17 protein-coding genes and 1 tRNA gene are annotated in these 21399 nt (G+C 58.3%); 6 read left to right on the top strand and 12 right to left on the bottom strand.

All coding sequences use genetic code 11. The annotated features are described in order from the left end of the window. Positions 1-391: 391 nt before the first annotated feature. Both ACRDT3_RS10420 and ACRDT3_RS10415 read right to left on the bottom strand, forming a co-directional pair. Positions 392-4282: a DNA-directed RNA polymerase subunit beta' gene (locus ACRDT3_RS10420; RefSeq protein ID WP_431492918.1), complete on the bottom strand. Its 3891-nt coding sequence runs from the start codon at positions 4280-4282 to the stop codon at positions 392-394. A gap of 98 nt (positions 4283-4380) precedes the next feature. Next, positions 4381-7887, bottom strand: coding sequence for a DNA-directed RNA polymerase subunit beta (locus tag ACRDT3_RS10415; protein WP_431492917.1), 3507 nt, complete (start codon positions 7885-7887; stop codon positions 4381-4383). Positions 7888-8500: 613 nt separating this feature from the next. Here ACRDT3_RS10415 and ACRDT3_RS10410 point away from each other — a divergent pair. Then, complete coding sequence (locus ACRDT3_RS10410; RefSeq protein WP_431492916.1) at positions 8501-8998, top strand: aminoacyl-tRNA deacylase; 498 nt, start codon at positions 8501-8503, stop codon at positions 8996-8998. On the opposite strand, the gene ACRDT3_RS10405 is transcribed toward ACRDT3_RS10410, so the two are convergent. The 8 genes from ACRDT3_RS10405 to ACRDT3_RS10370 all read right to left on the bottom strand — a co-directional run bounded on the left by ACRDT3_RS10405 (position 8952) and on the right by ACRDT3_RS10370 (position 14597). Then, entirely contained in the window at positions 8952-10058 is a 1107-nt protein-coding gene (locus tag ACRDT3_RS10405) for an acyltransferase family protein (protein ID WP_431492915.1), read from the bottom strand. The two genes, ACRDT3_RS10410 and ACRDT3_RS10405, sit on opposite strands and share 47 nt — an antisense overlap. Positions 10059-10268: 210 nt before the next feature. After that, positions 10269-10643: a 50S ribosomal protein L7/L12 gene (rplL, locus tag ACRDT3_RS10400; protein WP_133833621.1), complete on the bottom strand. Its 375-nt coding sequence runs from the start codon at positions 10641-10643 to the stop codon at positions 10269-10271. Between the two features lie 73 nt (positions 10644-10716). Next, on the bottom strand, positions 10717-11238 hold the full coding sequence (rplJ, locus tag ACRDT3_RS10395; RefSeq protein WP_431492914.1) for a 50S ribosomal protein L10: 522 nt from the start codon (positions 11236-11238) through the stop codon (positions 10717-10719). A 558-nt stretch (positions 11239-11796) separates the two neighbouring features. Then, positions 11797-12501 carry a 50S ribosomal protein L1 gene (rplA, locus tag ACRDT3_RS10390; RefSeq protein ID WP_431492913.1) on the bottom strand — a complete coding sequence of 235 codons (705 nt, stop codon included), beginning with the start codon at positions 12499-12501 and terminating at the stop codon, positions 11797-11799. Positions 12502-12636: 135 nt separating this feature from the next. After that, the gene (rplK, locus tag ACRDT3_RS10385) at positions 12637-13068 is read right to left on the bottom strand and encodes a 50S ribosomal protein L11 (protein ID WP_431492912.1); all 432 of its coding nucleotides are present in this window, start codon (positions 13066-13068) and stop codon (positions 12637-12639) included. A 130-nt stretch (positions 13069-13198) separates the two neighbouring features. Then, the gene (gene nusG / locus ACRDT3_RS10380; RefSeq protein WP_431492911.1) at positions 13199-14089 is read right to left on the bottom strand and encodes a transcription termination/antitermination protein NusG; all 891 of its coding nucleotides are present in this window, start codon (positions 14087-14089) and stop codon (positions 13199-13201) included. Between the two features lie 72 nt (positions 14090-14161). Continuing rightward, complete coding sequence (gene secE, locus ACRDT3_RS10375; protein WP_038992215.1) at positions 14162-14410, bottom strand: preprotein translocase subunit SecE; 249 nt, start codon at positions 14408-14410, stop codon at positions 14162-14164. A gap of 114 nt (positions 14411-14524) precedes the next feature. Beyond that, a tRNA-Trp gene (locus ACRDT3_RS10370) sits at positions 14525-14597 on the bottom strand. A gap of 268 nt (positions 14598-14865) precedes the next feature. On the opposite strand from ACRDT3_RS10370, the gene ACRDT3_RS10365 reads away from it, so the two are divergent. Continuing rightward, the gene (locus ACRDT3_RS10365; protein WP_431492910.1) at positions 14866-16065 is read left to right on the top strand and encodes a pyridoxal phosphate-dependent aminotransferase; all 1200 of its coding nucleotides are present in this window, start codon (positions 14866-14868) and stop codon (positions 16063-16065) included. A gap of 81 nt (positions 16066-16146) precedes the next feature. On the opposite strand, the gene ACRDT3_RS10360 is transcribed toward ACRDT3_RS10365, so the two are convergent. Both ACRDT3_RS10360 and ACRDT3_RS10355 read right to left on the bottom strand, forming a co-directional pair. Next, entirely contained in the window at positions 16147-16815 is a 669-nt protein-coding gene (locus ACRDT3_RS10360; RefSeq protein ID WP_431492909.1) for a LuxR C-terminal-related transcriptional regulator, read from the bottom strand. A 4-nt stretch (positions 16816-16819) separates the two neighbouring features. After that, entirely contained in the window at positions 16820-18073 is a 1254-nt protein-coding gene (locus ACRDT3_RS10355) for an ATP-binding protein (RefSeq protein WP_431492908.1), read from the bottom strand. A 126-nt stretch (positions 18074-18199) separates the two neighbouring features. Here ACRDT3_RS10355 and ACRDT3_RS10350 point away from each other — a divergent pair, with 126 nt between their 5' ends. The 4 genes from ACRDT3_RS10350 to ACRDT3_RS10335 all read left to right on the top strand — a co-directional run bounded on the left by ACRDT3_RS10350 (position 18200) and on the right by ACRDT3_RS10335 (position 21344). Beyond that, positions 18200-19522 carry a PspC domain-containing protein gene (locus ACRDT3_RS10350; RefSeq protein WP_431492907.1) on the top strand — a complete coding sequence of 441 codons (1323 nt, stop codon included), beginning with the start codon at positions 18200-18202 and terminating at the stop codon, positions 19520-19522. Between the two features lie 12 nt (positions 19523-19534). Further along, the gene (locus ACRDT3_RS10345) at positions 19535-19783 is read left to right on the top strand and encodes a hypothetical protein (protein ID WP_431492906.1); all 249 of its coding nucleotides are present in this window, start codon (positions 19535-19537) and stop codon (positions 19781-19783) included. Positions 19784-19818: 35 nt separating this feature from the next. Then, positions 19819-20061 (top strand): PspC domain-containing protein, encoded by a 243-nt coding sequence (locus ACRDT3_RS10340; protein ID WP_105656871.1) that lies wholly within the window; start codon positions 19819-19821, stop codon positions 20059-20061. Between the two features lie 254 nt (positions 20062-20315). Continuing rightward, a complete protein-coding gene (locus tag ACRDT3_RS10335) occupies positions 20316-21344 on the top strand; it encodes a 6-phosphofructokinase (RefSeq protein WP_431492905.1) in 1029 nt (342 codons plus the stop codon). Positions 21345-21399 lie beyond the last annotated feature (55 nt).

Genomic DNA, 21399 nt, shown 5'->3' with positions numbered 1-21399 from the left:
AACAATTGATCTCAGTCTAGCATTAATCCACCGAGCCACCACGTACAGTAAGCTATCTCACCGACCGGCCACCCTTGGCCCCCGCCGCCATCGAGACGGTTTGGGTAGTGACTACGCTACCGGCCCCAGCTGAACGCCGTGGGGCCACCAGGTGAAAACCACCTGAATCCGCGGCTGGCCGCTGCCTGCTTGCCGGCGGATGCGCTCCGGGCAAATACTGGATACTAAATCTCCCAGGCGATCAATCTACTAATATCCTCTCCCCCTGGCTGCGCGTTTGCCCCAGCGCGCAGATCACGGAGAACTTCCGGGGTTAAACGCCCAATGCCTGCCCGCACAGTGTGCGGGCAGGCATTGGGTCAAACTACCTTACGGTGCCAGGGCTTCCGGTTTAGCGGAAGTCCGAGCCGTGATCGTAGTCGTCCATCGAGATGGCACGGAATTCAGGCGACAGCCCGCCTTCCAGCGCATCGTCGTACAGGCCCGAGGAGAAGGCCGAGGTGCCGGTGAACAAAGTCGCCTTTGCTTCATCGGTTGGCTCGACGTTGACCTGGGTGTAGCGATCCAGACCGGTACCGGCCGGGATCAGCTTACCGATGATCACGTTTTCCTTCAGACCGCGCAGTGGGTCTTCCTTGCCTTCCATCGCAGCCTGAGTCAGGACGCGGGTGGTTTCCTGGAAGGAAGCAGCCGACAACCACGAATCGGTGGCCAGCGAGGCCTTGGTGATGCCCATCAGCTCGTCACGGCCGGCAGCTGGACGCTTGCCTTCCGAGACGGCCTTGCGGTTCGCAGCGGTGAAGCGCGAACGATCGGCCAACTCGCCTGGCAGCAAGTCGGTCTCGCCGGACTCGATGACGGTGACGCGGCGCAGCATCTGGCGGACGATGACTTCCACGTGCTTATCGTGGATGCCTACACCCTGGGACTGGTACACGTCCTGGACCTCGCGGACCAGGAACTTCTGTGCCTCACGCGGGCCGAGGACTCGAAGAACCTGCTTCGGATCCAAGGTACCGCTGGTGAGCTGGGTACCGGCAATGATGCTTTCGCCCTCTTCAACCAACAGGCGGGCACGACGCAGAACCGGGTAGGCCTGCTTCTCGTCGCCGTTGTCTGGAGTGACTACAACACGCAGCTGCTTCTCGTCGTCTTCGATCGACACGCGACCGGAAACCTCGGACATCGGAGCCACACCCTTAGGGGTACGGGCTTCGAACAGTTCCTGGATACGAGGCAGACCCTGGGTGATATCGTCAGCCGACGCAACACCACCGGTGTGGAAGGTACGCATGGTCAGCTGGGTACCAGGCTCGCCGATGGACTGCGCGGCGATAATGCCCACAGCCTCGCCGATGTCCACGGTCTTGCCGCTGGCCAGCGAACGGCCGTAGCACAGTGCACAGGTTCCAACAGCCGAGTCGCAGGTCAGCACGGAGCGAACGCGGATCTCGTCCACGCCTGCAGCGTACAGCTCGTCGATCAGCACGTCGCCGACATCCGAACCGGCGGTAGCCAGTACGGTGCCTTCGGCGTTCTTGACATCGGTAGCCAGCGTACGGGTGTACGCCGAGTTCTCGACGGTCTCGTGCTTGACGCGGATGCCAGCAGAGTTATCCGCAATGGCAACGGTCAAGCCGCGCTTGGTGCCGCAGTCCTCTTCGCGAACGATAACGTCCTGCGAAACGTCCACCAGACGACGGGTCAGGTAACCCGAGTTAGCGGTCTTCAGCGCGGTATCCGCCAGGCCCTTACGGGCGCCGTGGGTCGCGATGAAGTACTCCAGAACCGACAGGCCTTCACGGTAGGAAGACTTGATCGGGCGAGGAATGATTTCACCCTTAGGGTTGGACACCAGACCACGGATACCCGCGATCTGACGCAGTTGCAGGTAGTTACCACGAGCCTTGGAAGTCACCATTCGGTTAATGGTGTTCAGCTCTTCCATGCCGTTCTTCATCGCCTCGGCAACCTCGTCGGTAGCCTTGGTCCAGATGTCGATCAGGTCCTGGCGGCGCTCGGTATCTGCAATCAGGCCCTTGTCGTAGGAAGCCTGGACCTTGGCGGCCTTTACCTCGTAAGGAGCCAAGATGGCTGCCTTATCCATGTTCGAGGTAATGTCCGAGATCGCCACGGTGACACCCGAGCGGGTCGACCAGTAGAAACCGGCGTCCTTCAGGTTATCCAGGGTAGCGGCGGCAATGATCTTCGGGTAGCGCTCTGCCAGATCGTTGACGATCTCCGAGAGCGCATCCTTGCCAGCCACGGTGGCTACCCATGGGTAGTCCCCAGGCAGGGTGTCGTTGAACAGCACCTGGCCAAGCGAGGTATCCAGCAGTGCTGGGGTACCTGGCTCCCAGCCCTCAGGGGCTGGCTGGTCTGCGGAAGGAACGAAGTTCTCCACGCGGACCTTGATCGGTGCGTTCAGGTGCAGTTCGCCCAGGTCCTTGGCCATGATGGCCTCAGATACGGTAGCGAACACGCGGCCGGCGCCCTTTTCGGTTGCACGCTTGGTGGTCAAGTGGTGCAAGCCGATGATCATATCCTGCGAAGGCTGTGCCACTGGGCGGCCATCGGAAGGCTTCAAGATGTTGTGCGAGGACAGCATCAAGATGCGAGCTTCAGCCTGCGCTTCGGGGCTCAGCGGCAGGTGAACTGCCATCTGGTCGCCGTCGAAGTCAGCGTTGAACGCGCCGCAAACCAATGGGTGCAGCTGCAGGGCCTTGCCTTCGATCAGCTGTGGTTCGAAGGCCTGGATGCCCAAGCGGTGCAGGGTAGGTGCACGGTTCAGCAGCACCGGGTGCTCGGTGATGATCTCTTCGAGAACATCCCAAACCTGTGGACGGTAACGCTCGACCATGCGCTTAGCCGACTTGATGTTCTGTGCGTGGTTGAGGTCAACCAGGCGCTTCATCACGAAAGGCTTGAAGAGCTCCAGGGCCATCTGCTTTGGCAGACCACACTGGTGCAGCTTCAGCTGCGGGCCGACCACGATGACCGAACGGCCCGAGTAGTCAACGCGCTTGCCAAGCAGGTTCTGACGGAAACGACCCTGCTTGCCCTTGAGCATGTCGCTCAGGGACTTCAGCGGGCGGTTACCTGGACCGGTCACCGGACGGCCACGACGGCCGTTATCGAACAGCGAGTCAACAGCTTCCTGCATCATGCGCTTTTCGTTGTTCACGATGATCTCTGGCGCACCGAGATCAAGCAGGCGCTTGAGGCGGTTGTTGCGGTTGATCACACGGCGGTACAGGTCGTTGAGGTCCGAAGTAGCGAAACGGCCACCGTCGAGCTGAACCATTGGGCGCAGTTCTGGCGGGATCACTGGAACGGCGTCAAGCACCATGCCCTTAGGCGAGTTGCCATTGACCAAGAAGGCGTTGACAACCTTCAGGCGCTTGAGGGCGCGAGCCTTCTTCTGGCCCTTGCCGTTTTCGATGATGGTCTTCAGCTCTTCAGCTTCGCCCGCCAGATCGAAGTTCTCAAGGCGCTTCTGGATTGCTTCTGCACCCATCGAGCCTTCGAAGAACAGTCCGTACTTCTCACGCATGGTGCGGTACAGTCCTTCGTCACCCTCAAGGTCAGCGACCTTCAGGCCCTTGAAGCGTTCCCAGACCGCACGCAGGCGCTCGGCCTCGGCCTTGGCGCGCTTGTCGATCTGCAGAACGGTCTTCTCAGCCAGGGTGCGAGCCTTGTTCAGCTCAGCGTTCTTGGCGCCGTCTGCTTCCATGCGCTCCAGCTCAGCTTCCAAGTCGGCTGCGACAGCCTTCTTGTCAGCTTCTGCGTTGTTCGCAAGGTTGCGCAGTTCCAGGTCGTGCTGGGCCTGCAGGTTAGGCATTTCGGCATGGCGACGTGCCTCGTCAACACCGGTGATCATGTAGGCAGCGAAGTAGATGACCTTTTCGAGGTCCTTCGGAGCCAGATCGAGCAGGTAGCCCAAGCGCGATGGAACGCCCTTGAAGTACCAGATGTGGGTCACTGGAGCTGCAAGCTCGATGTGGCCCATGCGCTCACGACGAACGTTCGCACGGGTCACCTCAACGCCACAACGCTCGCAGATGATGCCCTTGAAGCGCACGCGCTTGTACTTGCCGCAGTAGCATTCCCAGTCGCGGGAAGGACCGAAGATCTTTTCGCAGAAAAGACCGTCCTTCTCCGGCTTCAGGGTGCGGTAGTTAATGGTTTCCGGCTTCTTTACCTCGCCGTAGCTCCATCCACGGATTTCATCCGCGGTGGCAAGGTTGATTCGCATGAGGCCGAATGAGGAATCGTTGGACATATGGTCCTTTTCTCTCTTCTGTGGTGTCTGAAGTCGATACGAATGAGGGTTGAATTCTCGGCCGCTGCCTGCACGTTCAGCGCAGGCAGGGCGTCAAATTAAACTTCCTCTACGGAGTTCGGCTCCGACCGGGAAAGGTCGATGCCCAGCTCTTCAGCGGCGCGGAACGATTCCTCGTCCGACTCACGCATTTCGATAGTGTTGCCGTCGGTACCAAGTACCTCGACGTTCAAGCACAGCGACTGCATTTCCTTGATAAGCACCTTGAACGATTCTGGAACACCAGGCTCTGGAACGTTCTCGCCCTTGACGATTGCTTCGTAGACCTTCACACGACCGTGGATATCATCCGACTTGATGGTCAGGATTTCCTGCAGCGTGTAAGCGGCACCGTATGCTTCCAGTGCCCAAACTTCCATCTCGCCGAAGCGCTGGCCACCGAACTGGGCCTTACCGCCCAGTGGCTGCTGGGTGATCATGGAGTAAGGACCGGTGGAACGGGCGTGGATCTTGTCGTCCACCAGGTGGTGCAGCTTCAAGATGTACATGTAGCCCACGGAAACCGGATCCGGCAGCGGGTCGCCGGAGCGGCCGTCGAACAGCTTCGCCTTGCCGGAGTTGCCAATCAGGCGCACACCGTCACGGGTCTTGCTGGTCGCATCCAGGATGCCGCGGATTTCCTCTTCCGAAGCGCCATCGAAGACCGGGGTCGCCACGGTGGTGGAACCGGACTCGCGTGGCAGGTTCGGCAGATCGCGGACCCATTCAGGCTCGCCTTCGATCTTCCAGCCCTGCTTGGCAGCCCAGCCCAGGTGGATTTCCATGACCTGGCCGACGTTCATGCGGCCTGGCACACCCAGCGGGTTCAGGATGACGTCCAGCGGGGTGCCGTCTTCGAGGAATGGCATGTCCTCAAGCGGCATGATGCGCGAGATGACACCCTTGTTGCCGTGGCGGCCTGCGAGCTTGTCGCCGATCGAGATCTTGCGCTTCTGCGCAACGTAGACGCGGACCAGCTGGTTCACACCAGGGGAAAGATCATCGTCGTTGTCGCGGTCGAAGATGCGCACACCGATCACGGTGCCGGACTCGCCGTGTGGAACCTTCAGCGAGGTATCGCGAACTTCGCGGGACTTCTCACCGAAGATGGCACGCAGCAAGCGCTCTTCCGGGGTCAGCTCGGTCTCGCCCTTAGGGGTGACACGGCCTACCAGTACGTCGCCAGCTTCAACTTCAGCACCGATGTAGACGATACCGCGGTCATCGAGCTGGGAAAGGATATCTTCCGAGACATTCGGGATGTCGCGGGTGATTTCCTCGGCACCAAGCTTGGTGTCGCGAGCGTCAACTTCGTGCTCTTCGATGTGAATCGAGGTCAGCACATCATCGAAGATCATGCGCTGGGAGAGGATGATCGCATCCTCGTAGTTGTAGCCTTCCCAAGACATGAATGCCACGAGCAGGTTCTTACCCAGCGAAAGCTCACCGGAGTCGGTCGAAGGACCGTCGGCGATGATCGACTGGAACTCCAGGCGGTCGCCTTCCGACACGCGAACGCGCTGGTTGTAGGCGTTGCCCTGGTTCGAACGAGCGAACTTCATGATCGGGTACATCGACTCGGTGCCGTCATCGTTCATGACAACAACCAGGTCAGCAGATACTTCGGTGACCACACCTGGCTTGGCCGCAACAACGGAGTCGCCGGCGTCAACTGCCGCGAACTTCTCCATGCCGGTACCAACCAGTGGGCGCTCGGACTTCAACAGCGGCACAGCCTGGCGCTGCATGTTGGCGCCCATCAGTGCTCGGTTGGCATCGTCGTGCTCGAGGAATGGAATCAGCGCGGTTGCAACCGAAACCATCTGGCGCGGCGAAACGTCCATGAAGGTCACTTCAGCGGCGTCGACGATAACAGGCTCGCCGCCACCGCCCTTTTCACGAACCAGAACGGTCTCTTCAACGAAGCGGCCGTTCTCATCCAGTGGCGCGTTGGCCTGTGCGATGTAGTGCTGCAGCTCGTCATCGGCGGTCAGGTAGTCAACCTCGTTGGACACGACGCCATTGGCGACGCGGCGGTACGGGGTTTCGATGAAGCCGAAGGAGTTGATCCGTCCGTAGGTAGCCAACGAACCGATCAGGCCGATGTTCGGGCCTTCCGGGGTTTCAATTGGGCACATGCGTCCGTAGTGGGACGGGTGGACGTCTCGAACTTCCATGCCTGCGCGGTCACGGGACAGGCCGCCTGGGCCCAGAGCCGACAAGCGGCGCTTGTGGGTCAGGCCGGCCAGTGGGTTGTTCTGGTCCATGAACTGCGAGAGCTGCGAGGTTCCGAAGAACTCCTTGATGGCAGCCACAACAGGGCGGATGTTGATCAGGGTCTGCGGGGTGATCGCCTCGACGTCCTGGGTGGTCATGCGCTCGCGCACAACACGCTCCATGCGGGACAGGCCGGTGCGGACCTGGTTCTCGATCAGTTCGCCCACGGCGCGGATGCGGCGGTTGCCGAAGTGGTCGATGTCGTCGACGTTAACAGGAATGTCGACGATCTCGCCCTTGCGGGTGCCCTGAACGGTCTTCTCGCCTGCGTGCAGTGCAACGAGGTAGCGGATCATTGCTACCAGGTCGTCCAGCGACAGCACCGAAGCGCTCTCGGCGTTAACCGGAGTCTCCACGCCCAGCTTGCGGTTGATCTTGTAACGGCCAACCTTTGCCAGGTCGTAGCGCTTAGGCTCGAAGTACATGTTCTTCAGCAGTGCCTGGGCGGCCTCAACCGTAGGAGGCTCGCCTGGACGCAGCTTGCGGTAGATGTCCAGCAAGGCTTCGTTCTGATCCTTGATGCTGTCCTTTTCCAAGGTAGCACGCATCGAATCGTACTGGCCGAACTCGGACAGGATCTGCTCTTCGCTCCAGCCCAGGGCCTTGAGCAAGACGGTGACCGACTGCTTGCGCTTGCGATCAAGGCGTACGCCGATCTGGTCGCGCTTGTCGATTTCCAGCTCGAACCATGCACCACGCGATGGGATGATACGTGCCGAGAAGATCGTCTTGTCACTGGTCTTGTCCGGCGTGGACTCGAAGTACGCACCTGGGGAACGAACCAGCTGGGACACAACGACACGCTCGGTGCCGTTGATGATGAAGGTGCCCTTTTCGCTCATCAGCGGGAAATCGCCCATGAACACGGTCTGCTGCTTGATTTCGCCGGTTTCATTGTTCATGAATTCGGCCTTGACATACAGCGGTGCCGCGTAGGTGGCGTCGCGGTCCTTGCACTCTGCGATCGAGTACTTAGGATCAGCGAACTCCGGATCCGAGAAGCTCAAGGACATGGTGTCCTGGAAGTCCTCGATTGGGGAGATTTCCTCGAAGATTTCTGCCAGGCCCGAGGTGTTGGGCACGCTGAAGTCACCAGCGGCCTCTGCCTTGGCCAGGCGCTCTACCCAGTTCTGGTTGCCGACGAGGCGGTCAAAGCTCTCGGTCTGCAATGCCAGCAGGTTAGGCACTTCTAGGGGTTCGTGAATCTTTGCAAAAGAAAGTCGGCCAGCGTATGCAGCATCGCGAGCCGAACTAGCGGTTTGGTTGTTAGGGTTGCTCGAGGCGACCAAGATGGATCCTTCCAAAGACCGTCAGGTTTCCGAACGCTTACCGTGCTAAGGTTCCTGCCATAGGACAGTTCCTCTTTTTTCGTCCGCACGAACCCACCGCTATATGAAGGCCGCGCGCGCAAACAGTAAGGCGCAAATTTCTACTCTACCGGAGGAAAATCCGGTTGTCGATACTCGGTGCAGAAATTCGTGCTATAGTTTTCGCCCCCACTTTCGCACGGGCCGCCGATCAGGTTTCCAAGCACACCTCCGGCGCGAAACCCGGCTGCACCGCCCGGCGAGAAGGCCACGCATTTTCCCAACTGACACCCTAGTTTTCGCGGATTCGAGCGCATTGCCAAGCCCTTGGCCTCGCTGGCCTCGGTATCCGGATTCCGAACACCGGGCAAGATTATGCGTTTTGTCACATCCGCCTCGATAGGCCTCTAAAACCGCAATTTTTCGCCGCTTCAGCACTATGGCGAACTTTCTTGGCAATTTTTTCCGGTCGTCTTGGAGCCTTGAACCAGCGCGCTCCACCAGCAGATATTAGCTTCCGCGGCGTCGTGTGTCCGGTGGCTTCTTCCGTGGCCACTAGCTATGATCGAGCAAACATCCACGGTTAGGAGACGAAGTGAATAAGCTGCAGTCAGATGAAGCACTGACCCGAGTTACCCTGGACGCCTCGCGCCGGAACATCCCCATCGAGATTGTGCCGCGCGACAAGGTCCGCTCGCTGGAAGAAGCTGCGGACGCCTTGGGCATCTCGGCCTCGGCATTGCTCAAGACGCTGGTTATCAAACGCGCGGACGGCACCTTCGTTTTCGCGCTCATTCCCGGTGGGCGGAAACTCGATTGGGCGAAGCTGCGTGGCGCCATGGGGGTCAATAAGCTCTCCCTGCCATCATCCGATATCGCCTGGGATGTCACGCACTACGAGAGCGGAACCATTACGCCCTTTGGCTCACACACGGTGCTGCCGGTTTACATCGATGCCAGCGTATTCGAAGAGCCCGTACCGGAACAGATAGGACTGGGCAGCGGGGATCGTGCTCATGGACTGCTTGTTCGCGCCAAGGATCTGGTTAGCGGATTTGATGCCACGATTGCCGATATTTCGACTCTGGAATAACCAGCCCTGGCTTAGCCAATGCCTTCTTGGCCCAGGCGTGGGCCTTGGTCAATCCCTTGATCGTAGCGTTGCGCAGCGGCAAGCCCAGCGGTTGCTCGACGAAGCGTGCCACCAGGTAGGCGATTCCAAGCATCAGCACCAGCAAACCGGCCAGCAGCACGTACTTGTTCACAACGCCATGCAGCTGGTTGATCAGCCACCAGCCCCACAACTGGTGTACCAGGTACAGCGGGTAGGTCAGCGAACCGGCCACAGCCAGCCATTTGCCCTGGACATTCTTGAGCGGGGTCAAGGCGCATACTGCAAGCAGCAATACGCACAGTACTGTCAGCAGCTGGAAATGCCAGGCCGGGATGTCCATGCCCGAGAGCAAGTCCGCGTCGGTGCGTCCCTTGATGCCGGTGAAGAATGCAGCGATGGCGGTATTGCCTGCGACCATGGACCAACGCAGAATGCTGTGGCCGCTTTGATAGATCAAGAAGAGCACCATGCCGGCTGCGAACAGTGCCGCGTACTGCCCGGCAATCCATTCCTGCAGTTCGTCCATGCTCGTGAAATGCAGGTATAGGCCCAAGACAGGCCAGATGGCCGAGAGCAAGAGGATGTGCTTGTTCTTCACGAAGCCCATGGACAAGAGCACGGCGAGCAGCACGTAGAAACGCAGCTCGACCCAAAGGGTCCAATAGACACCGTCCATATCGGTGACGCCGAATCCTGCCTGCATCATGCTCAGGTTGGGCAGAATATCGCTGGCCGAGCGTCCTTCGTTGCCCGAGGGCCAGATCCCAAGCGAGAGTACTGTCGCTGCGAGTACCGCGAGCCAGTAGGCCGGGTAGAGCCGGCCCACGCGCGAGCCGATGAAACCAATGACGTTCTTTCCCTGGAGGGACATCAGGATAACGAAGCCCGATATCAGGAAGAATAGCTGCACACCCAGCTGTCCGTAGCGGGTGAATTCGGAGAGAACCGGCCAGAATTCCGAGGCCTGCCTCCCCCAGTGGTCATGTCCCCATGCGGTGTAGTGGTAGAGAACGACAATGAGCGCAGCTGTAATCCTCAATGCGTCTAGGAGCCCTAGCCGCGGTGCTGGTTTCTGGTTCTGGGTAGCTACGGTTTTTGACACATTTTCACTGTAAACAATGAACTTGAATAAACGCTGTTAATAGAAACGTTATAAAACAATTGCTATGGACTCCCCAGCTTAACGGCCAAAGGCCCACAGACTTTCGTCTGTGGACCTTTGGCAATAAGTTGCGAGTGACCGCTGAACTTACTTAACGGTGACGGTAGCGCCGGCAGCTTCCAGAGCTTCCTTGGCCTTCTCGGCAGCGTCCTTTGCAACACCCTCAAGCAGAGCCTTTGGAGCAGCGTCAACGAGCTCCTTGGCTTCCTTCAGGCCCAGGGAAGTCAGTGCGCGAACTTCCTTGATAACTGCGATCTTCTTGTCGCCAGCCGATTCGAGGACTACGTCGAATTCGGTCTTCTCTTCAGCAGCAGCTTCGCCGCCTGCAGCTGGACCAGCAACTGCAACAGCAGCAGCGGTTACGTCGAAGGTCTCTTCGAATTCCTTAACGAACTCGGACAGTTCGATGATGGTCATTTCCTTGAATGCGGAAAGCAGCTCTTCGTTGCTGAGCTTCGCCATGGTGGGCGTCCTTTCGGTTTTTGGCCTTGAGGGCCGATGAATTTGGGTTTACGTTGCGAGAGAACTCGAAAGCTTAGGCTTCTGCCGGAGCTTCCTCGGCAGCTTCGCCACCGTTCTCTTCGAGCTTTGCACGCAGAGCTTCGACAGCGCGGGCAGCAGCGGAAGCTGGAGCCAGCAGCACTGCTGCAACGCGGGCGAGCTGAGTTTCGCGGGATTCCAGCGCAGCCAAAGCAGCGATGCCGCTCTGGTCCAGTGCCTTGCCTTCGAACCAACCGGTCTTGATGACCAGCTGCTCGTTAGTCTTGGCGAATTCCGTGAGGCTCTTAGCGGCAGCAACTGCGTCGCCCTTAATGAAGGCGATTGCGGTTGGACCAGAAAGCTGATCATCGAATGCATCGATGCCGGCGTTCTTCGCTGCGATTGCGGTCAAGGTGTTCTTTACAACTGCGTACTTGGTCTCCTGACCAAGCGAGCGGCGCAGATCCTTGAGCTGTGCAACGGTAAGCCCACGGTATTCGGTCAAGACAGCCGCCGACGAATCGTTGAATTCCGTAGTGATTTCTTCAATCGCTGCAGTCTTGCTTGGGGTTGCCATAACACTCCTTCCGGGGATTTGTTCGGTACCGTTTCAAAACCGGCGAGGCCATAAAAATAGCCCCGCGCAGGAGCACAGGGCGTTTCAACTTATTCAAAGTCAAAAAATCTATGTAACCTGCGTTGGTCATCCTTGCGGATCTTTAGGAACAGTTGGAAACCAAATGTTCAACCGACGGTCTTCGGTAGTTCTAGTTTATAGGAGCAGTCCAGTCCACAGCAAATCAATGCCGGAGCCAATCTCATGATCCTGGTCACTAGTGGATTCAAATTGGAATGGCGGGACTCAATTACCAGCGCTTGGGGAACGCGGGTAGTGAGTCCCGCCGATACAAAAGCTTTGGGGAAACTTCCGTATCTCATCCGCGTAGGGCCTTGGGGGATCCATACGCGGATGACCGAAATACTCGGTAGTCAAAGCTTATCATCGGCTACCGGTCGGCATGAAACATGAATGCGCTTTTTCTGCGGCCGGGGCCATCGCATGGAGTGCTGCCTTAAAAGGTAAGGGAGCATACCGAAAATCGGCATGCTCCCTCAAGCTAGTTAGCTACTAGACTTAGGCCTCAACGCGGGTTACGTTCGCGTCAACAGGAATACCTGGACCGAAGGTGGTAGCGATGGTTGCCTTCGAGATGTAGCGACCCTTCGAAGCCGAAGGCTTCAGGCGCATAACCTCGTCCAGAGCTGCAGCGTAGTTCTCGGTCAGCTGCTTGGCGTCGAACGAAACCTTGCCAATGATGAAGTGCAGGTTCGAGTGCTTGTCGACGCGGAAGTCGATCTTGCCGCCCTTGATGTCGGTAACAGCCTTGGCCACATCCATGGTCACGGTGCCGGTCTTAGGGTTTGGCATCAGGTTACGAGGACCCAGTACCTTACCCAAGCGGCCAACCTTGCCCATGAGGTCAGGGGTTGCAACTGCTGCGTCGAAGTCGGTCCAGCCGCCCTGGATCTTTTCGATCAGGTCGTCAGAGCCAACGAAGTCGGCGCCAGCTTCACGAGCTGCTTCTGCCTTGTCACCGTTAGCGAAAACAACCACGCGGGCGGTCTTACCGGTGCCGTGTGGAAGGTTTACGGTACCGCGAACCATCTGGTCAGCCTTGCGTGGGTCAACACCCAGGCGGAAAGCAACCTCAACGGTCGAGTTGGTCTTATCGCCTGCGGTCTCCTTAGCCAGGGCAATTGCCTCGGCTGGAGCGTAGACGTTGTTGTCGGCATCGATCTTAGCCGCGGCGGCTACGTATGCTTTGCTGCGCTTTGCCATCTGCGTTATCTCCTTATGCAGTCGTGGTCATATGGACCGCGCGGGGTCCTGCCACGGGCGAATCGATCAGTTGACCGTTTCGCCTTAGATTAAATTCTTAAGTGCTATCCAACGGGTGAACAGCGGAAGGCGGGATTAGCCTTCTACGGTCACACCCATGGAGCGGGCGGTGCCGGCGATGATCTTTGCTGCAGCAGCCAGATCGTTTGCGTTCAGGTCAGCCATCTTGGTGGTGGCGATTTCCTCAACCTGGGACTGGGTCAGGTTAGCAACCTTGTCGGTGTGTGGAACACCCGAACCCTTTGCAATGCCAGCAGCCTTCTTGATCAGCTCAGCTGCAGGAGGAGTCTTGGTGATGAAAGTGAACGAACGGTCTTCGTATACGGTGATCTCAACTGGAACAACGTTACCGCGCTGCGACTCGGTCGCTGCGTTGTAAGCCTTGCAGAATTCCATGATGTTGACGCCGTGCTGACCAAGGGCTGGACCGATTGGAGGAGCTGGGTTAGCAGCACCTGCCTGGATCTGCAGCTTGATGAGTCCGGTGACCTTTTTCTTTGGGGCCATGTCGGGTCCTTCTTACTCTTGCGTTTCCCGCGGCACAGGAGCGTGGCACGGGGATCTGGCTATCGTGGCGCGACAGCCAAACGTACCCTCATATCGATAAGCGACCGATGCGGGGCACGAAGACTTAATACTACTGGATCTTGGTGACCTGGTTGAAGTTCAGGGTCACTGGGGTTTCACGTTCGAAGATCGAAACCAGTACGACCAGCTGTGCGGCATCCAGCTTGATTTCCGAGATGGTTGCCGGCATGGTTTCGAATGGCCCGTCGTTGACGATAACCGATTCTCCAACTTCGAAGTCCACAGTGACCTCAGTAATTGGAGCACGGCCTGGCTTCGAAGCCGATGGCTGCTCTACTGGATCAACGATGGTGTGCTCGAGCATGGAGAACACTTCATCAAGGCTCAGTGGGTTTGGATCGTGGGCATTGCCAACGAATCCAGTGACACCTGGAGTGTGTCGAACAACACCCCACGAAGCGTCGGTCAGCTCCATGCGAACCAGGACGTAGCCCGGGATGCGCACGCGGCGAACGATCTTGCGCTGAGTGTTCTTGACCTCAACGACCTCTTCCATTGGAACCTGGATATCGAAGATGAACTCATCCATGTCCTGGGTCTGGATACGGGTCTCAAGATTGACCTTCACGCGGTTTTCGTAACCGGCGTAGGTGTGAATGACAAACCAGTCACCTGGAAGGCGACGGAGCTTAGCGCGGAATTCTTCCTTGAGCTTAGCTACATTGTCTTCGCCTTCAGCTTCTTCAGCGTCGGCTTCAGCTTCGTTGTCTTCGCCTTCAGCTTCCTCAGCGTCGGCTTCAGCTTCGTTGTCTTCGCCTTCAGCTTCTTCAGCTTCGGCGGCTGCGCCTTCGGTTACCTGAGCGTCTTCAGCGTCCTGTGCTGGTGCTTCGGTTGGGTCGACGTCAGCTTCAACAGCTGGCTCTACCTGATCGCCGGCGGCTTCAACGAACTCGTTTTCGACCTCGTCATTAATCTGCGGTTCGAGTTCCTTGTCGGACACTGCAGCTCCTGCTTTCTTTGACTGAATGACACTAAATTGCCTCGGGGTAATCATACCTCCGAGGCAACAAAATTACTGTTCGACCTTGTTGGTGAACAGGAGGATCGAACCCTGCCCAAACACGAAGTCCAGGGCCGTCACGATCAGCATCACCACGACCACAAAACCGACAACAACCAGGAAGTAGTTCACTAGTTCGCTGCGGGTCGGGGTGACGACCTTTTTAAGTTCTGCGATTACCTGGCGGAAAAACAAGAAGATCCGGGCAAAGAAACCCAACTTCTGTCCACCCTTACCGGAGCTGAGAGCAGATTCGGTCATGTTCTTCCTCGTTTCAAAAATTTGGCCAGTTGAAACAATCACGGTGTGCCATAGTCTATTCGACTGCAACACACCGTGATGAGATAATTCGCTTAGCGATAAATCGCTATTGCGCAGGGCAGACAGGACTCGAACCTGCAACCTGCGGTTTTGGAGACCGCTGCGCTACCAATTGCGCCACTACCCTTCGGAGCTTTTTACCGCTCCCACCTAGAACATCTTAGCGGATAGAGCATTTAGCTTTGTCCGTTGCGATGTCTCGGCAACGAGTAATAACTTTACGCAACGAAATCGGAAATGTCGAACTGACAACCTCCGGTGTGGCGCAGAACGCATTCTCGCGCCCCGTTCTGCACCTTATTGTGTCATTTTCAAAATTGTGATGCTGAAGTGCATGGTTGCGAACTAAACTGAGGTGTAACAGCTGTCCCCATAGACTTCAGGACGAATCCCCAATGTCTCGCATTTCTCGCCGCATCGGCGCAATTTCCGAATCCGCGACTCTCGCAGTAGATGCCAAGGCGAAGGCTCTTAAAGCAGCAGGTCGACCAGTAATCGGTTTCGGCGCCGGCGAACCTGACTTCCCAACCCCTGACTACATTGTTGAAGCAGCAGTCAAGGCGGCCCAGGATCCAAAGAACCACCGCTACTCCCCTGCAGCCGGCCTTCCTGAGCTGCGCGAAGCAATCGCCACCAAGACCATGCGCGATTCGGGCTACGAGCTCAAGGCCAACCAGGTTCTGGTCACCAACGGCGGCAAGCAGGCGGTGTACAACACCTTCGCAACCCTGCTTGATCCAGGCGACGAGGTCATCGTTCCGGCTCCGTACTGGACCACCTATCCTGAAGCCATCCAGCTCGCCGGCGGCAAGGCCGTATCAATCTTCGCCGGCCCGGAGCAGGGCTACAAGGTCACCGTTGAACAGCTCGAGTCCGTGCTGACCGAACGCACCAAGGTGCTGTTGTTCGTCTCTCCTTCAAACCCAACCGGTGCCGTATACACCCCGGAGCAGGTTCGCGAGATCGGCCTGTGGGCTGCTTCCAAGGGCCTGTGGGTTGTTACCGATGAAATCTACGAGCACCTGACTTACGGCGATGCCACCTTCAGCTCCATCGCGACCTTGGTCCCCGAGCTCGAAGACCGTGTTGTCATCCTCAACGGTGTCGCAAAGACCTACGCCATGACCGGCTGGCGCGTGGGTTGGATGGCAGGTCCGCTGGACGTCATCAAGGCCGCCACCAACCTGCAGTCCCACGCCACCTCGAACGTTTCCAACGTCTCGCAGCGCGCCGCCCTGGCTGCCGTTGCCGGGCCGCTGGATGCCGTGAACGACATGAAGGTTGCCTTCAACCGGCGTCGCCTGGCCATCGTTGAATCGCTGAACGCGATTGACGGCCTGCACTGCCCAACCCCGGAAGGCGCGTTCTACGCGTATTCGGACGTTCGCGGCCTGCTGGGTCGCGAAATCCGCGGCGTTGTGAACAACACCAGTGCAGAACTGGCTGCCTTCATCCTGGAACAGGCAGAAGTTGCCGTCGTTCCAGGTGAAGCCTTCGGCCCTTCCGGCTACATCCGCATGTCCTATGCACTGGGTGATGTTGACCTTGAAGAAGGCGTCGCACGGATGGCCAAGCTGCTGGGCGAAGCCAAATAAATACGCCGCTCCGCTAAAGAAGCCGGAGAGTCCAAGATCATCTTGGATTCTCCGGCTTCCTTGCTTTTTCCGCAGTGCCGCTTAAAGGATCTTGCGGTCCACAGCCCAACGGGTAAGTTCATGGCGGTTGGATAACTGGAGTTTGCGCAGCACATTGGAGACATGCGATTCTACGGTCTTCACCGAGATGAACAGTTCCTTGGCGACTTCCTTATAGCTGTATCCCCGGGCAATCAGGCGCATAACCTGCAATTCGCGGTCGGAGAGCAAATCCAGCTCTTCATCAATTTCTGCCACCGGTGCACTGTTGCCAAAGGCATCCAAGACGAACCCGGCCAAGCGTGGCGAGAACACAGCATCTCCCCCGGCCACACGACGTACCGCATCTGAAATTTCGGCCCCGGATATGCTCTTGGTGACATACCCCCGAGCACCGGAACGAATGACCGTCACCACGTCCTGCGCTGCGTCGGAAACGCTTAAAGCCAAGAAGCGCGTGGATCCCAGCAACCCGGTGCAGCCCTTGAGCACTTCGGCCCCGCCCCCGCCTCGGCCGCCGGGCAGATGCACATCCAGGAGAACCACATCCGGTTGCTGTTCGGTGATCACCTCGATGGCTTCTTCTACGGTGCCGGCTTCCCCGACAATCTGGATGTCCTGGGCCAAGTCGGCACGTAATCCGGAACGGAAGATGGCATGGTCATCCACCAGCACTACACGGTAAGGCTCGGTGGTGTTCTCGGCGCTCATGTTTCTATTCTTCCTCCATGTTAAGTGGCATGCTCAGCTGCACCTCAGTTCCGGAATCATCGCTCCGGATCTGTGCCATGCCGCCTACGCGTTCCATGCGACCAATAATTGATTCCCTGACGCCGTGCCGGTCTGCCGGAATCCCAGCTACTTCAAAACCGGTACCGCGGTCACGCACATACACTTCTACTTGTTCGGCCGAGCATTCGATGAATACCGAAATCTTGCCGTCCGCATGCTTGGCCGCGTTCATCATCGCCTCACGGCTAGCGGCGACCAACGCCTGCTGCCCGGCAAAGCCCTGCGCATTACCCACGGAAATGACTTCTACATCGCGCAATAGCAGTTGTTCAATGTAGCTGGCCTCGTGCTGGATCTCAACGATCACATCTTCGTCATCAAGGTCCTGGTTGCCATACAGCCATTGGCGCAGTTCACGCTCTTGGACGCGCGCCAAGGTTCTCACCGCGGCCGGGTCTTCACTGCGTTTCTGAATCACGGCCAAGGTCTGCAAGACCGAGTCGTGCAGGTGGGCTGCGAATTCTGCACGTTGGGCCGCAGCCTGGCGCGAGCTTCGTTCAGCAATGAAATCGCGCCATAGCCGAGTTCCCCAAGGAAGCAAGACCACGACTGCGCCGACAATGATCGCCAAGGCCGCCCACAGGCCGCCGAGCAGGTCTGCAGCTCCGACAGTGTTGCCCAGCAGCGCCAATAGTCCGCCGATGACCAGGACCAGGCCGAAGGCCAAACGCAGCAACAGGGGCAGTGCCGGGCGCTTCTTCTGCTCGGTGATTCCTTCATCGAATTGGATCCATGCCAGCACAATACCGGCGATAACGCCCAAGGAGGGCCAGATCAGATCCCAGCGGATATTCCAGCCGGTCCACTGTCCGTAAGCCAGCACGGCGAGCGCCAGCAAGCCCGCACCGATCAACGTGTCACGCCAGGTTGAGTTCCTTTCCCATCCTTCGCGTGGACGGAAGATGCCTTGCTGCACTCGGTTCATTTCTTCAGCAAGGCTGCGCGACCTGGTGCCCCAGGAGCGAAGCTCATCAGCGTGCGCCTCTTCGGCGCTCGGGACGAATACCCAGAGCCAGGCGTAGAGCAGAATGCCGATGCCGCCCAGTGCGGATAGTCCCAGGAAACCAAGACGCACGTACCCAAGCGGGATGCCCAGGTGTTCTGCGAGGCCGCCGCAGACACCGGCGACAAGCCGGTTCTCGCTGCGCACAATCAAACGTCGTTCAGGACTTTCCATAGTTCTAAGTCAAGCACGTTCTTGCCGTTTCATCCCTGATGATCACCAGATCTAGGGTCACCCCTAGGGGAAGTTCAGGGTATCCCCTCATAGCGCGCGACCCCTGCCGCGCGAGAACATTGAACTATGAACAATGAAGGCTCTCAACGTCGTCGCGGCTTTTACGACCAGCTGCGCAAATCACCGATCACTCGCCATGACTCGCAGTGGCTCGGTGGCGTTGCAACTGGTGTTGCCGACTATTTCAAGGTCGATGTGGTGCTGATCCGCGGCATCTTCGTGGTGCTCGGTGTCCTAGGCGGCCTGGGCATGGTGCTCTACGGACTGGCTTGGGCATTGCTTCCTGATGCCGAGGGCAAGATGCATCTGGAAAGCGCCGTGAATCGGAACTGGACCAGCGGCATGACTGGCGCGGTGATCATCTTTGCGCTCGGCATCTTCCCTGCTCCTTGGTTCCTGGATTCGCTGGCACCGATCCTGTGGCCCCTGGCAATTGTTGCGGCCATCGCATTCATTATCTTCAGCCGGAAGAACACCCGGTTCGCTCGTCCGGACCAGGCACCCAAACCGGAACCAACCGGTGCCAGCCCTGCTGATCCGCCAACGGCTGCCGGCAAGAGCACCGCGTTGGAACATCCTTGGCGGGAAGAAGGCACCCAGAGTTTCAAAGCGAGCGCAGCTAGCGGGTTCGACACCGGCTACCCGGCTGCGCCAACTAAGGAGCACCCCATGAGTTCAGGTGATTCTGGCCCCGCAGGCCAGTACGAAAATAGCTATTCACCGGATCCTGCCTACACCAAGGCCTACAGTGCCAAGGCGAATCGCAAGCCGATCAGCCGCCCGATTCCGGGATGGCTTGGTACCACCGTCTTTGGCCTTACCGTTTTGGTGGTCGCCGTGGTCATGTTGGCTGATTACTTGGATATCGTGGCCTTGCCTGGTTCGGGTTGGACCGTGGCCTTGGCTTGCGGCCTGTTGCTAGTTGGTCTGGCCATTGTCCTCGCCGCACTGTCCGGGCGCACCAGTGGAGGCCTTTTGGGTTTGGCGATTCCGCTGCTGGTATTGACTGTGATCTTCTCTGCAACGTCCTTCGAGGAATCGGCCCGCGGGTTCGTGCGATCGGCAACCGGCAGCGATAGCCAATACAGTGCAGCTTTCAGCAGCTCCACAGTTGATCTGACCCATCTGGGCAGTATCACCGAACCGACTACGGTGGAGATCGATTCGGTCTTCTCCAGGATGGATCTGCTGCTGCCAGAGAATGTTCCGGTAAGGATCGAGACCGAGGGCGCGTTCCTATCCGGAATGGATATGGAACTGCCGCAGGATCTGCAGTCCTTGCCAGAAAATGCACCAGTGCTGACCGTTGAGGTTGACGGCGCGTTTTCCTCGTTCTCCACGACCGTGGATGATCCCGACATCCTGAACCCCAGCAACAAGGATTTCTAAGGACTGAGCTTCATGAATACTTCTTCCACTCCAGCTAGGAAGTTCCCTACTGGCACCTTGGTCTTCGGCCTGATTCTGATAGTTGTCGCCCTGGCATCGCTCAGCCGTCTGGTTTTGCAGTGGAGCTTCGATATGCCGCTGTTCTTCATTGCTATCGTCGCGTTGGCCGGAGTTGCCATGATCTTCTCCGGCTTGGCATCGGCCGGCAAGGCACGCAAATCCGAAGTCGAACCACCGGTTCCCACCGACCCCAACCTCTAAGCCTTCACGCATTTCCAACAATTAGGAGTTCTCTGATGGATGCATTCTTCAACTCGCTTCGTTCCATGCCCCTTCGCCGCGGACCAGGCCGATTGGCCGGTGGCGTCGCCGGCGGCATAGCCGACAAGTTCGGGTGGGATGTCACCTTGGTGCGTATTGCGCTGCTGCTCTCGTTCTTGCTTCCAGTAATGGGTGTTGCCGCATATATTCTGGCGTGGATCCTGATCCCTGCACAGGACAACACCATCATCTTGCAGAACTGGCTGCGTAAATTCTAAGTTCCATCGCCAGCCGGCCGGCTGGGGAACGACGCTTGGCATCATTAGCCGACTAGGGCGAGACTCATGCACTTCCGTGACATGAGACTCGCCCTAGTGGCTTTAAGCACGTACAATGGCACGCAGAGTAGATGCTCAATGGCGCGCGGATATTGAATGAAATCCGAATGGAACTCTTTGCTGCTACAGCGTTATCACGGGGCCTGCTCGCTCCAGCTGTTGCACAAGGCTTTCCCATTATTAAGCGAGGGCCAATGCGCATTGGAATCATGACCTCCGGCGGCGACTGCCCCGGTCTGAACGCTGTCATCCGCGGTGCGGTATTGAACGGCATCAAAAGCTACGATTACGAATTCGTCGGTTTTCGCGACGGCTGGCGTGGCGTCAAGGAAGGCGACTTCTTCGACCTTCCCCGAACCGCTGTGCGCGGCATCGCCAAGCAGGGCGGTACCATTTTGGGCACCTCACGCACCAATGCGTTTGAAGGGGAACTTGGTGGCCCCGAGAACATTTCCGAAGTCCTCAAATCCAATAGCATCGATGCGCTGATTGCCATCGGCGGCGAAGGCACCCTAGCTGGCGCCCAGCGCCTATGCGAAGCCGGCCTTCCTATCGTTGGCGTTCCCAAGACCATCGACAATGACCTGGACGCTACGGATTACACCTTCGGTTTCGATACCGCTAATCAAATCGCGGTCGAAGCCATTGACCGCCTGCGCACCACCGGGGATTCCCACCACCGCTGCATGGTGGCCGAGGTGATGGGCCGCCACGTAGGCTGGATTGCACTGCACGCTGGTATGGCATCCGGCGCGCATGCGGTGCTCATCCCAGAGGTTTCCACCACCATGGAGCAGATCTGCCAGTGGGTGAACGAAGCCCATGAGCGCGGACGCGCCCCGTTGGTCGTTGTGGCCGAAGGCTTTGTGCCCGAGGGCATGGAAGAAGCTTTCTCGGTACGTGGTCTCGACTCCTTCGGACGCGCCCGTCTTGGCGGCATCGGGGAGATGCTCGCGCCGGTCATTGAGGAACGTACCGGCATTGAAACGCGTGCGACCGTGCTGGGCCATATTCAGCGCGGCGGCGTCCCTACCGCTTTCGACCGTGTCCTTGCCACCCGCTTGGGAATGGCTGCGGTGGATTCCATCCATGCCGAGGCATGGGGCACCATGGTGGCGTTGCACGGCACCAAGGTGCTGCGCGTGCCGTTGCGTGCCGCATTGAACAACCTCAAGCGCGTCCCCATGGAACGCTATGAAGAAGCCGCCGTGCTCTTCGGCTAGGCCTGGAGATAGACCAAGGGCGTGGGTTGAAGTGCTTTTCACAGCACTTCAACCC

This window comes from Glutamicibacter sp. (assembly GCF_050701915.1).
Taxonomy (GTDB): domain Bacteria; phylum Actinomycetota; class Actinomycetes; order Actinomycetales; family Micrococcaceae; genus Glutamicibacter.
The sequence above is the reverse complement of the archived record's forward strand: the minus strand, read 5'-3'. Positions and strand labels throughout refer to the sequence as shown.

What these genes read in the sequence shown, in the direction of transcription:
- ACRDT3_RS10420 (WP_431492918.1), bottom strand. Translation starts at nt 4,282, where the DNA reads ATGTCCAACGATTCCTCATTCGGCCTCATGCGAATCAACCTTGCCACC.
- rplL (WP_133833621.1), bottom strand. Translation starts at nt 10,643, where the DNA reads ATGGCGAAGCTCAGCAACGAAGAGCTGCTTTCCGCATTCAAGGAAATG.
- rplJ (WP_431492914.1), bottom strand. Translation starts at nt 11,238, where the DNA reads ATGGCAACCCCAAGCAAGACTGCAGCGATTGAAGAAATCACTACGGAA.
- rplA (WP_431492913.1), bottom strand. Translation starts at nt 12,501, where the DNA reads ATGGCAAAGCGCAGCAAAGCATACGTAGCCGCCGCGGCTAAGATCGAT.
- rplK (WP_431492912.1), bottom strand. Translation starts at nt 13,068, where the DNA reads ATGGCCCCAAAGAAAAAGGTCACCGGACTCATCAAGCTGCAGATCCAG.
- secE (WP_038992215.1), bottom strand. Translation starts at nt 14,410, where the DNA reads ATGACCGAATCTGCTCTCAGCTCCGGTAAGGGTGGACAGAAGTTGGGT.
- ACRDT3_RS10365 (WP_431492910.1), top strand. Translation starts at nt 14,866, where the DNA reads ATGTCTCGCATTTCTCGCCGCATCGGCGCAATTTCCGAATCCGCGACT.
- ACRDT3_RS10360 (WP_431492909.1), bottom strand. Translation starts at nt 16,815, where the DNA reads ATGAGCGCCGAGAACACCACCGAGCCTTACCGTGTAGTGCTGGTGGAT.
- ACRDT3_RS10355 (WP_431492908.1), bottom strand. Translation starts at nt 18,073, where the DNA reads ATGGAAAGTCCTGAACGACGTTTGATTGTGCGCAGCGAGAACCGGCTT.
- ACRDT3_RS10350 (WP_431492907.1), top strand. Translation starts at nt 18,200, where the DNA reads ATGAACAATGAAGGCTCTCAACGTCGTCGCGGCTTTTACGACCAGCTG.
- ACRDT3_RS10345 (WP_431492906.1), top strand. Translation starts at nt 19,535, where the DNA reads ATGAATACTTCTTCCACTCCAGCTAGGAAGTTCCCTACTGGCACCTTG.
- ACRDT3_RS10340 (WP_105656871.1), top strand. Translation starts at nt 19,819, where the DNA reads ATGGATGCATTCTTCAACTCGCTTCGTTCCATGCCCCTTCGCCGCGGA.
- ACRDT3_RS10335 (WP_431492905.1), top strand. Translation starts at nt 20,316, where the DNA reads ATGCGCATTGGAATCATGACCTCCGGCGGCGACTGCCCCGGTCTGAAC.